Annotated in this window: 13 protein-coding genes; 7 read left to right on the top strand and 6 right to left on the bottom strand. The window is 64.6% G+C overall.

Annotated elements, in window-relative coordinates:
- Positions 1-2 precede the first annotated feature (2 nt).
- Genes KC8_RS05965 through KC8_RS05950 form a run of 4 tightly spaced genes read left to right on the top strand, consistent with a single transcriptional unit; the run spans position 3 to position 3,781 of the window.
- Positions 3-1,199 carry a sulfotransferase family protein gene (locus KC8_RS05965; protein ID WP_010124699.1) on the top strand — a complete coding sequence of 399 codons (1,197 nt, stop codon included), beginning with the start codon at positions 3-5 and terminating at the stop codon, positions 1,197-1,199.
- Positions 1,196-1,975 (top strand): SDR family NAD(P)-dependent oxidoreductase, encoded by a 780-nt coding sequence (locus KC8_RS05960; protein WP_010124700.1) that lies wholly within the window; start codon positions 1,196-1,198, stop codon positions 1,973-1,975. The genes KC8_RS05965 and KC8_RS05960 overlap by 4 nt, the downstream gene beginning before the upstream one ends.
- A complete protein-coding gene (locus KC8_RS05955; protein ID WP_010124701.1) occupies positions 1,972-3,249 on the top strand; it encodes a hypothetical protein in 1,278 nt (425 codons plus the stop codon). The genes KC8_RS05960 and KC8_RS05955 overlap by 4 nt, the downstream gene beginning before the upstream one ends.
- Position 3,250: 1 nt before the next feature.
- Positions 3,251-3,781, top strand: a complete 531-nt coding sequence (locus KC8_RS05950; RefSeq protein ID WP_010124703.1) for a VOC family protein — start codon at positions 3,251-3,253, stop codon at positions 3,779-3,781.
- On the opposite strand, the gene KC8_RS05945 is transcribed toward KC8_RS05950, so the two are convergent.
- The 3 genes from KC8_RS05945 to KC8_RS05935 all read right to left on the bottom strand — a co-directional run bounded on the left by KC8_RS05945 (position 3,778) and on the right by KC8_RS05935 (position 5,556).
- Entirely contained in the window at positions 3,778-4,572 is a 795-nt protein-coding gene (locus KC8_RS05945) for an SDR family NAD(P)-dependent oxidoreductase (protein WP_010124705.1), read from the bottom strand. The genes KC8_RS05950 and KC8_RS05945 overlap by 4 nt on opposite strands.
- 18 nt (positions 4,573-4,590) lie before the next feature.
- On the bottom strand, positions 4,591-5,124 hold the full coding sequence (locus KC8_RS05940; protein WP_257789640.1) for a TetR/AcrR family transcriptional regulator: 534 nt from the start codon (positions 5,122-5,124) through the stop codon (positions 4,591-4,593).
- A 147-nt stretch (positions 5,125-5,271) separates the two neighbouring features.
- Complete coding sequence (locus tag KC8_RS05935) at positions 5,272-5,556, bottom strand: hypothetical protein (protein WP_232455640.1); 285 nt, start codon at positions 5,554-5,556, stop codon at positions 5,272-5,274.
- A 268-nt stretch (positions 5,557-5,824) separates the two neighbouring features.
- Here KC8_RS05935 and KC8_RS05930 point away from each other — a divergent pair, with 268 nt between their 5' ends.
- Positions 5,825-7,141, top strand: a complete 1,317-nt coding sequence (locus KC8_RS05930) for an MFS transporter (RefSeq protein ID WP_010124711.1) — start codon at positions 5,825-5,827, stop codon at positions 7,139-7,141.
- Position 7,142: 1 nt separating this feature from the next.
- Here the strand turns inward: KC8_RS05930 and KC8_RS05925 are convergent, their stop codons facing one another.
- Positions 7,143-8,207 carry an aldo/keto reductase gene (locus KC8_RS05925; RefSeq protein ID WP_029624413.1) on the bottom strand — a complete coding sequence of 355 codons (1,065 nt, stop codon included), beginning with the start codon at positions 8,205-8,207 and terminating at the stop codon, positions 7,143-7,145.
- A gap of 170 nt (positions 8,208-8,377) precedes the next feature.
- Here KC8_RS05925 and KC8_RS05920 point away from each other — a divergent pair, with 170 nt between their 5' ends.
- On the top strand, positions 8,378-9,187 hold the full coding sequence (locus KC8_RS05920) for an SDR family NAD(P)-dependent oxidoreductase (protein ID WP_029624414.1): 810 nt from the start codon (positions 8,378-8,380) through the stop codon (positions 9,185-9,187).
- A 24-nt stretch (positions 9,188-9,211) separates the two neighbouring features.
- Complete coding sequence (locus KC8_RS05915; protein WP_010124717.1) at positions 9,212-9,640, top strand: nuclear transport factor 2 family protein; 429 nt, start codon at positions 9,212-9,214, stop codon at positions 9,638-9,640.
- Between the two features lie 23 nt (positions 9,641-9,663).
- Here the strand turns inward: KC8_RS05915 and KC8_RS05910 are convergent, their stop codons facing one another.
- Entirely contained in the window at positions 9,664-10,440 is a 777-nt protein-coding gene (locus tag KC8_RS05910; RefSeq protein WP_010124719.1) for an SDR family NAD(P)-dependent oxidoreductase, read from the bottom strand.
- A complete protein-coding gene (locus KC8_RS05905; RefSeq protein WP_010124720.1) occupies positions 10,437-12,110 on the bottom strand; it encodes an FAD-dependent oxidoreductase in 1,674 nt (557 codons plus the stop codon). The genes KC8_RS05910 and KC8_RS05905 overlap by 4 nt, the downstream gene beginning before the upstream one ends.
- Positions 12,111-12,117 lie beyond the last annotated feature (7 nt).

Below are 12,117 nucleotides of genomic sequence, written 5' to 3'. Positions count from 1 at the left end.
AGATGACGGGACTTCCAGGCTTTCCAGCCGTCGATGCGCTGATCGAGGAAGCGAAGCTCGCCACCGGCCTGGAGGACCTCGGACCCGATTTGAGCTTCATGGAAGGCCTGCATCAGCTCGTCGCCGCCGTTGCGACGATGGAGGCGCCGGACCATCTCCGGTCGGCCCTGCATGCCAAGATCGTCGGGCTGTTGTCCGCACGCTTCCATTATGTCGAGGATGCGAAATGCCATCCGGAAATCCTTGCACAGGATGTCGGTGACCCGCTGATCGTCTGCGGACTGCCGCGGACGGGAACGACGATCGTCTATGACCTTCTCTGCCTCGATCCCGCCGCGCGCGCACCGCGCGAGTGGGAATGGTACATCCCCTGGCCCGCCCCCGAGATCGCCACGTTCGACAGCGATCCCCGCATCGCCCAGGTGCAGTCGATCTACGAGAACTGGTTGAAGCATGCGCCGCAGCTCGCCGACATCCAGCGGATGGACTGCACCCAGCCCGGCGAATGCAATCATGGCATGATGCTCCATTTCGGCAGCACCAATTTTCCCGCCGAATTCGGCGTGCCGGCCTTTGCCGAGTGGCTCCAGGCCAATCCGCCCGAAGGCCAGTATCGCACGCACAAGCGCATGCTCCAGCAATTCCAGTGGAAGGGGCCTCGGGGACGCTGGACGCTCAAATCACCCCAGCACCTCTTCGACCTGCCCGGTCTCGTCGACGCCTATCCCGGAGCCATGCTCGTCTGGACCCATCGCGATCCGGTGCTCACCTTCTCTTCGCTTGCGAGCATGATCGCGGGCTTTCTCGCCGCCTTCGGTGCAGACAAGGATCTTCATGCGATCGGGCGATCCGTGTTTGAGATGTGGAGCGCGGGTATGCAGCGTGCGACCCGCGCACGGCTCGATCATCCCGACATCGAGGCTCGCATCATCGACCTCGCTCACAAGGATGTCGTCGCCGATCCCAAGGGCACGGTGACCCGCATCTACGAGCGGTTTTCCCTGCCGTTCGGCGAGGAACATGGACGGCGGATCACGCAGTTCCTCGCCGACAATCCCGCTGCCGGCCGCCTCGGCAAGCATCGGCACAGTCCCGAGCAGTTCGGCATCGACGTGGCCGAAGTCCATGAGCGGCTCGCCGATTATTATGATCGTTTCGGCCACCTGCTCGGCCGCCCCCTCACCAAGGAACCAGCATGAGCGTATTCGACCGCTTCCGCCTCGACGGCCGCACGGCCATCCTCACCGGCGTCGGTCCGGGCGTCGGCGAGCATGTCGCCAGGGCCTATGCCGAGCTCGGTGCCAATGTCGTGGTGTCGGCCCGCTCGGTCGACCGGCTCGAACGGATCGCGGCCGAGATCAATGCGGGAAAGGGGGGCAGGGCCATCGCGGTGGCCGCGGATGCGGGCGAGAAATCCGATCTCGTCGGCCTTGTCGCGGCTGCCCGCAAGGCCTTTGGTCCGATCCATATCGTCTTCAACAATGCGGCGGCCGGGATCGTCTACGGCAAGGATGGCAAGGGCATCTGGGACAATGACGATGCGGTGTGGAAGACCGCGCTCGACGTCAATCTGATGGCGACCTGGCGGCTTGCCGAGCTCACCACCGAAGACATGCAGGCCCATGGCAAGGGCAGCATCATCTCGGTCCAGAGCTGCGGCGGCTTCACGCCCATTCCACCGGCGATAGCCTATGGCGTGAGCAAGGCGGCGCTCGCCTTCCTCACCCGCTCGCTGGCAAAGGCGCTGGCGCCGCACACGCGCGTCAATGCACTCTGCGTCGGGTCGATGAGCCCGGACGGACAGGAAGCCGAGATCCATCGCGGCCTTGGCCTTGCCGAGCGCAATGCCATCAAGCGTTTCGGCGCGGCCGACGAGGCCGTCGGTGCCGCGATCCTGCTGGCGGGCGACGGCTCGAGCTATTCGACCGGCAGCACCATCTTCACCGAAGGCGGTCGCGTCGGAACGATCTCATGAGCGCCAATCCGCTCCACACGGCCGACCAGCGCGCGGCCGAAACACTGGCGCTGCGGCTGATTGAGCGCGCAGACGTGCGAGCAGCACGCGAGCGCGCCCGGCGCGTCCTGCTGGCGGATGCGGTTGCCGCGACACTCGATGGGCGCATCCTGCTCGATCGCGCGCTCGATCAATGGGTGCTCGCCCTTGCGATGCGCGAAGCCAATGGCGACGTCGCCGATCCGCGGGTCGTCTGGAACGTCAGCAATGCGCCCAGGCCCTGGTTCGACCATGTCTATCCGGGAGCCGCCGTCGCGATCGACAATCCCGACAATTTCAATCGGGAGATCCCGATCGCGGGCGAGGGCCGCTACGAGATCGCGATCCGGTTTTCGGAGGATCCGCCCCAGTTCAGCATCGTCATCGAGATGGAGCCCGATCATCATGCCGGACTTGGCCGGAACATCGGGGCTTTCACGCTTCAGGACCTGCTGGCCGGAGCCGACGCGGATCGCCGGGTCATCGTCACGGTCGGCCCCGACGATAATGGCGCGGGTCCCTTTCATTTCCGGACAGAGCCCGGACGCATCCAGATCTACACGCGCGACAGCCAGGCGGACTGGTCGCAGGTCCCGGCCGAGGTCAGCGTGCGGCGGCTCGATCCGCCGACGGGCTGGCAGCCGCGCAGCGAGGACGAGATTGCCACGACGGTCATCGCCGACATGCCCGCCTGGGTGCAATTCTGGGCCGGGTTCAAGGACGATTTTCTTGGATATCCCGAACCCAACCGGCTCGTCGGGCCCAATGGACGCGATGGCGGGTGGGGTTATCTGGCGGGCGGGCGATTCCGCCTTGCCGGAAACGAGGCCCTTGTCCTGACGCTCGACCCGGCCGGCTCATATTATACGGGCTTCCAGGTGTCGGATCCGTGGACGATCTCGCCCGATCCGATGCATCGGACCGTCAGCCTCAACAAGGCCCAGACGGCCCTCAATCCCGATGGCACGGCGACCTTCGTGCTGTCCCCGGTTGACCCCGGCATCGCCAACTGGATCGATACGGTATCGCTGGCGGAAGGGTGGATGATGGTTCGCTGGCAGGGTGTCCCGGCTGGTGCCGATCCGGCGACCTTCATTCGCGATGTTCGCCTCGTTGCCGCCGATGCGCTGGATCAGGTGCTGGCGGCCGGCGCGCCGCGGATCGAGATCGCCGGGCGTCGTCGGCAGATCGCCGAACGGGCCAGACTGCATGCGGCGAGGACCTGCGACGCGGCGTGGGCGAGACGGGAGGATTGAGATGCAACCGGACGGCACGATTCTCGAACTTTGCCAGGTCGTGACCGACATCGACCGCGCGCTCGAGCACTGGACCAGGGTGATCGGGGCAGGGCCCTTCTTCGTCTTCGACGTACCGGTGCTGCCCGGGCAGCTCTATCGGGGACAGCCGACGGAGGTCTCGATGCGGGTCGCCTTCGGCTTTTCCGGCGGCCTGCTCATCGAACTGCTCCAGCAGACCAACGATAGGCCGTCGGTGTTCGGGGAGATGCTCGATGCCCATGGCGAGGGCTATCATCATGTGATGCTGCGCATCGCCTATGACCAAGGGGTCGAGCGGTTGTCGGGTCACGGCTACGAGATCGCCTTCAGCGGGCAGATGCCGTCAGGTGAGCGCTTCTGCCTCTTCGACACGCGATCGGGCAATGGCGGCTATGTCGAGCTCATGGAGATTTCGCCGGCCATGGAGGACTCCCTTCGGCGCATGCACGCTGCTCATCTCGACTGGGATGGTGTGACTGCGCCGGTCCGCAGCATGGCGGACCTGCGCTAGAGCTTGGACCCGCCCACTTTGGCGAAGAAGGCCCGCATGTCGGCGAAGGTCGGCTGATGTGCGGTAAAGCCGCCGTCGACCGGAATCGCGGCGCCGGTGATGAAGGATGCGTCGTCGGAGGCCAGGAAGGCGACGACATCCGCAATATTCTCGGGCGTGCCGAGCGCGGGCAGAAGATGCTGGGCCGCGATCAGGTCCTTGATCTCCTGGGGCGTCGTCGCGATCGCCACGGGCGTCAGCACGAAGCCGATGACGATGACGTTCGAGCGAATCTTTTCGCGACCATATTGGGTGGCGATGAAGCGGCTGAGGTTGATCAATGCCGCTTTTGAGGCGCCATATGCCGTCAGTGTCGATTCTCCCAGCTGCCCGAAGCCCGACGAAGAGTGGATGATCGATCCGCCGCCTCCGGCAATCATGTGCGGAATGGCGTGCTTGCAAAGCAGCATCGGGCCCCTTGCATTCACGGCCATGGCGGCATCCCAGACCTCGGCATCGAGCTGGACGACGTCGAGGTCGCGCTGGCGCTGCGCCTCGCTCTGGAGGGCCGCATTGTTGTGGACGATATCGATCCGCCCGAAGCGGGCCATCACCCGATCGATGAAGGCCGCGATCGACCCTTCGTCCGTAAGGTCGAAGGCCTCGTTCACTGCGCCGTCGAGCTGCGGCTCCTGGAGATCCGCGGCAATGACCTTTGCGCCGTCGCGTGCGAGCCGCGCCGCCGTGGCGGCGCCAATGCCGCCTCCGGCGCCGGTGACGATCGCGACGCGGCCATCCAGCCTGTCTGTCATAAGGGCATCCTGTCCTGTTCAGTCACGGCGGTCGGTTGCCGCCTTTTCAATCGCGTCGAGCAGCATGTCCGTGCTGCGCGCAAAGGCTGCCTCGACCCGCTCTCGTCGAACCGCGAGCTGGGCATCGGCGGCGGGCAGGCTTTCGGCAATGACGACATTGCCCAGCACGACGACCGAGAAAAGAATCAGCATCTCTTCGCACTGCCGCTCGTCGAGCCCCGCCTGTCCGAGGGCTGCGAAGATTGCCTGGCGAATTTTGAGGGCATGAGGCTGGTCAAGGCGGTTGGCGCTCCTGCCGAGGATGAAACCCGCCGATCCCGGTACGTCGCGATAGGCGACATGGACGGCCGCGACGATACGGCGCAACCTCGTCTGCCAATCCCCTGAAGTCAGATCGGGCATCCGCGCCCGCAGGATCTCGTCCGTCAGCAGGCCGAGCATTTCCTCCTTGTCGCGGACATGAAGGTAGATGAGGCGGGGAGAAACGCCGAGCGCCTGCGCAACCGCCCGGATGCTCAGGGCCTCGATACCCCGGGCGTGCGCCATCTCCACCAATGTATCCGTCAGGCGCTTCCGGTCGAGCGCGGGGCCTTCGACCAGGGGCCTGCGACCGCGACGGCCGGGGGAAGCTGTGACTGCCATGGCTCGCGTCCTAGCATGATCGCGGGCCCGGGCCACAGGTTCCCCCATGCCCCGGTGCTACATCTTCTTGAGCACGTCGTTGGTCAGGCTCGTCTTCAGATGATCGCCATCGGCGGCAAGCGAGTTCGCCGGGATGGTGATGAACTTGCCACGATAGACGATGCGCGCGCCCGTCACCGCGCCGCTCGAATCCTCGACCAGCTTGTCAATGCGACCAATCTTGGTGCCATCTGCGGAATAGACCGTGGCGCGCGCCTTGATGGCCGGGGCTTCGGTCTGTGCAAAGGCGGGGGCCTGCAAGGCGGTTGCGGCGACTACCGCCAAAATCATCGGAAATTTCATCAGTTTCACCATTTGCGAGAGGTGGATTCGACGTCGGTCAAATTGGTGCCATTTTCAAGACAAAAATGAACAGATTAGTTAGAAGTTGTATAAAGTGTATCAAATAGCAGCGCTTGCCTTTTCCGTTCGTCAATGATTCCTGCCCCGACTCCGGCATCGAGGATGAGCCGCCTATCCCTCGGAAGGCGCGAAGTGATGGCCGGGTGGCTTGATCGCGAACGGGCACTTCTCCAACAGGTCTGGCGGGTGCGGCAGGGAAGGGTGAGGCATGAGCGGGGCATTCAGCACCAGGGATCGATGGTTCATCCTGATCCTCGGCCTGATTTACATGTTCAACTTCATCGACAGGACGATCATTTCCGTCCTCGGTGAGGCGATCCGCAAGGACCTCGCACTGAGTGATCTCCAGCTCGGTCTGATGGGTGGGCTGGCTTTCTCATTCTTCTACGCCGCGCTCGGCATTCCGCTGGCCCGGCTTGCCGAACGGCATAATCGCATCCGTATCATCGCGGCGGTCACGGCCTTGTGGTCGCTCATGACGATGCTGTGCGGTGCCGCAGGCAGCTTTGTGCAGCTGCTCCTTTGCCGGATGGGTGTCGGAGTCGGCGAGGCGGGCTTCACGCCTGCGCTCGTCTCGATGATCTCGGATCGCTTTGCACCTGGGCGCCGCGCCTTCGTCTTTTCGGTCATCGCCGTCGGCGTGCCACTTGGCGGCGCCATCGCCGCGGTGGCCGGTGGCGCCATCGCGCAAACCTTTGGCTGGCGTCTCGCTTTCGCGGTCGTCGGCTTGCCGGGGCTGTTGCTCGCTTTGTTATTGTATCTGACCGTGCCCGAGCCCCCGCGGGACAGCGCCGGGCATGTCGCACCTTCGTTCGGCGCCGTTCTCAGGCGCCTGGGGCGTTCGCCGGCTTTCCTCCACCTGACCTTCGGCAGCGGCATGGTCGGACTTGTCGGCTTTGGCCTGAACCTGTTTCTGATCCCGCTTCTGGTCCGCCGGCACGGCATGGACCTTTCGCAAGCGGGCCTCGCCTTTGCTTTGTCCTTCAGCCTGGCCACAGCCTTGGGCACGCTGGTCGGCGGGCATCTTGCCGACCGTCTCGGGCGCCGCGACCTACGCTGGTATGGCTGGGCGCCGGCGCTCCTCCTGTGCCTGGGCCTGCCGCTTTATGCCGCAGCCATCTACCAGGACGACTGGCGACTTCTGATGGGGCTCCTTTTCCTGGCGACAGCCTGTCTCTACGCATTCCTGCCGACGATCATGACGGTCACGCAGACGCTCGTCGAACCGCGCATGCGCGCATCGGCCGCCGCCATTCACAGCTTCGGCCAGACCGTCATGGGGCTGGGCCTGGGGTCCGTGCTGCTTGGTTATCTGAGCGACCGGCTCGCCGCTGCCGCCTTCGCCGGGAATTATGCTGAGACCTGCCTCGGCATGAAGGGCCATGTCCTTCTCTCGCCTGCCTGCCATGAAGCTTCGGCGGTCGGACTTCAGCGCGCGATGATCGCGATCGCCGCCTTCCTCCTGCTTTCGATCGCCAGCTATCTGGCGGCGGCGCGTAGCCTGCCGCGCGAGGTCGCGCGTTAGATCAGGCAGGCGAGCTTAGTCCCGCGACCTTCGTACCCGCCGTAAGGCCCTCGATGATGTGCCCGCCCTTCAGGAAGTCGTGGGGAAAGCCGAGGTCGATGGCGGTCGCCTGGTCGAGCCGGGCCAGCTGGGCCTGATCGAGCGAAATGGCGAGAGCGCCGAGATTGTCCTCAAGCTGGCGGAAGGTCCTTGCACCGATCACCGGAGCGGTGACTGCCGAATGGTTGAAGGTCCATCCGATAGCTACCTGCGCTGACGTCGCTCCGATTTCGTCGGCGATGGCCTGGACGGTGTCCGCGACGGCGATGGACCCGGCGTTGATCCGTCCTACTGAATTGATAAGCGTGCCGCGGCCGCCTTCCTCTCCGGCGGGCATGGTTGCTCCGGTCGCATATTTGCCGGACAGCACGCCACTGCCGAGCGGCGACCAGGGCAGGACGCCGATCCCCATGGCCAGAGCCGCGGGCAGCAGCTCGCGTTCGGCCGCCCTTTGCAGCAGATTATATTCGACCTGCATTCCGATGAAGCGCGGCCAGGCCCGAAGCTCTGCGAGCGTCTGCATCCGCGCCACCTGCCAGGCCGGCGTATCGGAAATGCCGGCATACAGAATCTTGCCCTGGCGGATCAGGTCGTCGAACCCCTGCAGGATCTCATCGGCCGGTGTCGTGTCGTCCCAGACATGAAGGTAGAGCAGGTCGATATAATCGGTACCGAGGCGCTTCAGGCTGGATTCCACCAACGCGATCAGGCTCTTGCGGCCATTTCCGGCCGCGTTCGGATCGCCATTCTCCACGGCCAGCGAATATTTGGTCGACAGGACGAGCCGCTGGCGCTTGGTCCTCGCGAAGGCCCCGGTCAGTGCTTCGGACTGGCCTCGGGCATAATAGCCGGCCGTGTCGATGAAATTTCCGCCACGATCGACAAAGGCATCGAAGACGCGGCGCGATTCTGCTTCGCCGGCACCCCAGGTCTCACCGAAGGTCATCGTGCCAAGGCACAATGGCGAGACCCGCAGGCCAGACCGTCCAAGTAGCCGATAATGGTCCAGAGAAAGCCCGTCGCCCATCGCGCGCATCCATTTTGCCCAGGAAGCGGTCATCCTGGAGGCGAATGCGATCGTGACCTTCCGGACGGCAGGCCGGCACGTTGGACGCTGCGTCCAATTAAGCTGCTTGCGCACCCGCCGGTGACAGCGTTGCTTGGCTCGATCAGGAGCGGGCCGGGAGAGGGAGTCCAATGAACCGATTGGCCGACAAGGTCAGCATCATCACGGGAGCTGGCAGTGGCATCGGCCGGGCAAGTGCCGGGATGTTCGCGAAGGAGGGGGCTACCGTCATCGTCACCGACATCCATGAGGATGCCGCTGATGCCGTCGCCCGCGAGATCGTCGCGGCCGGAGGCAGAGCGACTGCCATGAAGGTCGACGTCGGTGAAGAGCGCGACCTCGAGGCGATGATCGAGACGGTCATCGCCGCCCATGGCCGGATCGACGTCCTCTATAATAACGCCTTGTTCGTGAACAAGGATTTCGTGATGCGGGATCTCGACTTCCTGAAGTTCGACCCGGAAGTCTTCTACGCCAACATGCGCGTCAACGTGCTGGGCGGCGTGCTCGCCAGCAAGCTGGCGATCCCGCACATGCTGAAACAGGGCGGTGGATCGATCCTGTTCACCTCGTCGGGCAGTTCGCTTGGCGGGGACGTGACCGCCTATAGCTATGGGCCATCCAAGGCCGCGCTCAACTGGTTCGTCCAGGCGATCGCGGCAACCTTCGGCAAGCAGGGCATCCGCAGCAACGCGATCCTGCCTGGGCCGACCCAGACGCCTTCGAAAAAGGCATGGTCGACGCCGGAAATGGATGCGGCTTTCCTCGAGATACTGAACGTACCCTTCATTGGCGAGCCCGAGGACATAGCGGCGATGGCCGTCTTCCTGGCTTCCGACGAATCCCGTTACGTCAACGGCATGCTCTATTCGGTGGACGGTGGACAAAGCTGCACCGTGCCCTTTGTCGGGGTCACTCGGAAGATGCTTGCCGGATCCTGAAACACAAAAGGGGAGGAATGAGAGATGGGCCGGAAGCAGGAGGATTTTGTCCGTGAATTCTGTGCGGCGTGGGGTGACGGCAGTCTGGAGACCAAGCCGGACGTCGAAAAGATCCTGTCGATGATGGCCGAGGACGCCGAATGGCAATTATGGGTGCCGGGCGGGCCGATCGTCAGAGGCAAGGTGGCGCTTCGCGAGGAGATCGAGCGGCAGAAGCGGATTGCGACCAACAACAAGTGCAATGAGGTCAATATCCTGTCGAGCGACGTCATGGTCATGCAGGAGCGATCGGATACCGCGATGATCCTGGGCAAGCCCTGCCCCCACCAGATGGTCGCGATCTATGAATTCGACGAGCAGGGCCTGATCAGCCGCTGGCGCGAATATCTCGACATGGCCGACCTCACCCGCAAGATGGGGGTCGACGAGACCTTTGCCGGAACCGGCGGCTAGGCGCCGCGGGCGCCCGGCACGCTTCAGCTCTGGGCCGTCCAGCCGCCGTCGACCGGCAGGATGTGCCCCGTCACCATCGCGGCAGCGTCCGAACATAGCCACATGATCGCCTCGGCCTGCTCGGCCGGCGCGATGGTCCGGCGGATGGGCTGGTGGGTAAGGAGGTCGTCGATCACCATCTGGCCGATCTCCGGCCCGGCCTTGTTATAGGCCTGTGTCGGCGTCACGCCCGGGGCGATGCAGTTCACCCGGACGCCGCGATCGGCATAATTGACCGCGGCAAACTTGGTGAGGCGGACGACGCCCGCCTTGGAAGCGGCGTAGGCGGCGCCCGATACGCCGACATGGAGCAGGGCGGCAAGCGACGTGACATTGGCGATGGCACCGCCGCCATGCTCGATCATGTGGGCGATCTCATGCTTGAGGCTGAGGAAGACGCTGCGCAGGCTGACCGCCATGGTATGCTCCCAGGCATCGAGCGTCTGGAGATGAAATTCCGGGCCGCCGGCGCCAGGATGGGCGTCGCCCACGACATTGGCGGCCAAATGCAGGCCGCCCATCTTCTCGACCGTCTTGGCCACGAGCGCCTCGACGTCCGCTTCGACGGTCGCGTCCGCCGCCAGGAAATGGACGTCATGGCCCGCCGACTTCAGGCGTTCCGCCATGGCCTCTCCGGCATCCATGTTGATGTCGGAGAGCATGACGCGCGCGCCATGCCGGGCAAAAGCTTCGGCCGTTGCCGCGCCGATGCCCGCGGCGGCGGCCGTCACCAGCGCAACCCGTCCTTCGAACCACGTCATGCCGGAACCCCTTGTGTGTCCGCTGGTGCGTCGGCGCTGCGCGTGCGTATCATCTCGAGCGCCGCCAGATAGCCGTAGAGAAGGCCGCGCGTGTTCGCGATGCCGCTATTGTAGCCGCCACCAATGTCGAGCCAGGCGGCCGAGTTGCCCGCGGCATAAAGTCCGGGAACGGGCAGGCCATCGGCTGCGAGGACGCGCGCATTGGTGTCGATGGGAAGGCCCGCTGTCGGCACGCCCATCGTCACCCGCTCGATCTTCACCGCATGGAAGGGTGCTTTCTCCAGCGGCGCCATATTCGGATTGGGAAGTCGCGGGTCCCCGGTCATGATCCGTCCCCATGGCACCGAGCCGCGGGCGAAATCATGGTCGACCCCGTCTTCGCAAAACCGGTTGAAGCGGGCCACGGTCGCTTCGAGGCCAGCTGCGTCGATTCCCGCCGCCACCGCCAGTTCGCCAAGGGTTGCCGCCGTCACCCCCATGCCTTCGGACATCGGCTGGCCGGGCCAGCCCGGCAGCATGCCATATTTGTCCAGCATGTTCTGGTCGAAGACGATCCAGGCCGGCCAGTTGGGCTGACCCTGTTCCTGCCCGTCGAAGCGCGCAACCTTGGTGGCGACATCGGGATAGAAGGCATCATTGGCGAAGCGATGACCGGCGGCGTTCACCGCGATGCAATGCGGCGCGCCCGGCAGCCACATGCGATAGGATGGCTCCCCATAGACGGTCTCCGCCGGCACCTTGTATCCGACGAAGATCGGGCTTTGCGACGGAGCCCGTGCGGGCACGGGGATCACGCCCGCCTTGGCCGCCATGGCAATATGGTCGCCGGACACGGTGGGCGGCGCCATGCTGCCGGCCTCGGGCAAGGCATCGAATGCCCGGACATAGTCGGCTTTCCAGTCATAGCCGCCGGTCGCGAGCACCACACCCGATCGCGCGCGTATCCGGTGTGTGCCCTTGGCATCGCGCACGATGACCCCGGCTACCTTGCCATCATCGAGCACCAGATCGATGACTTCGGTCGACGTTCGCATCTCCACGTCCCGATCGCGCGCGGCGAGCACCTGCGCGGCCGCGAGACCCGCCCCGGCGCACCGTTCGCCTGCTTCAACGTGGCGCAGGAGGCAGACGCCCACAGGCGTCCCGCCCTTCTGCATCTCGACCCACTCATTGGAGGTGGTGAAACTGTAGCCGTCGCCATAAGGCGAGGTCAGGACCTTGTCGGCCCAGTCGCCCAGTCTGTCGGCCGGAAAGGGCAGAACCTCGACATAGCGCCCTTCGGCCTGTGACCCGGAAACGGCCGGGAAATAATAATCGGGAAGCCCACGGACGACGGCCATTTCCACTCCGATGGTATCGGTCAGGAAACGGAGCGCCTCGGGGGCCCGTCTGATGAAATTGGCCCGCCTTTCGGGCGTGGCGAAACCCTGGGACAGGTGACCGAGATACGCCTCGGCCGCCGCCTCGGTATCCGCGATGCCGGCCGCTTCAGCCAGATGGTTGGACCCGAGCCACAGCTGCCCCGACGACAATGCTGATACGCCGCCGAGAAGTTCATATTTTTCCAGCACGATCGCACGAGCACCATGCTCGGCCGCTGTCAGCGCTGCCGTCAGGCCTCCGAGCCCGGATCCCACGCAGACAATATCGAAATCCAGGTCCCATTGCATCGGCATC

It is taken from the genome of Sphingomonas sp. KC8, assembly GCF_002151445.1.
In the GTDB taxonomy this organism is placed as follows: Bacteria; Pseudomonadota; Alphaproteobacteria; order Sphingomonadales; family Sphingomonadaceae; genus Sphingomonas_E.
This window is presented reverse-complemented; position numbering and strand designations above follow the sequence as displayed.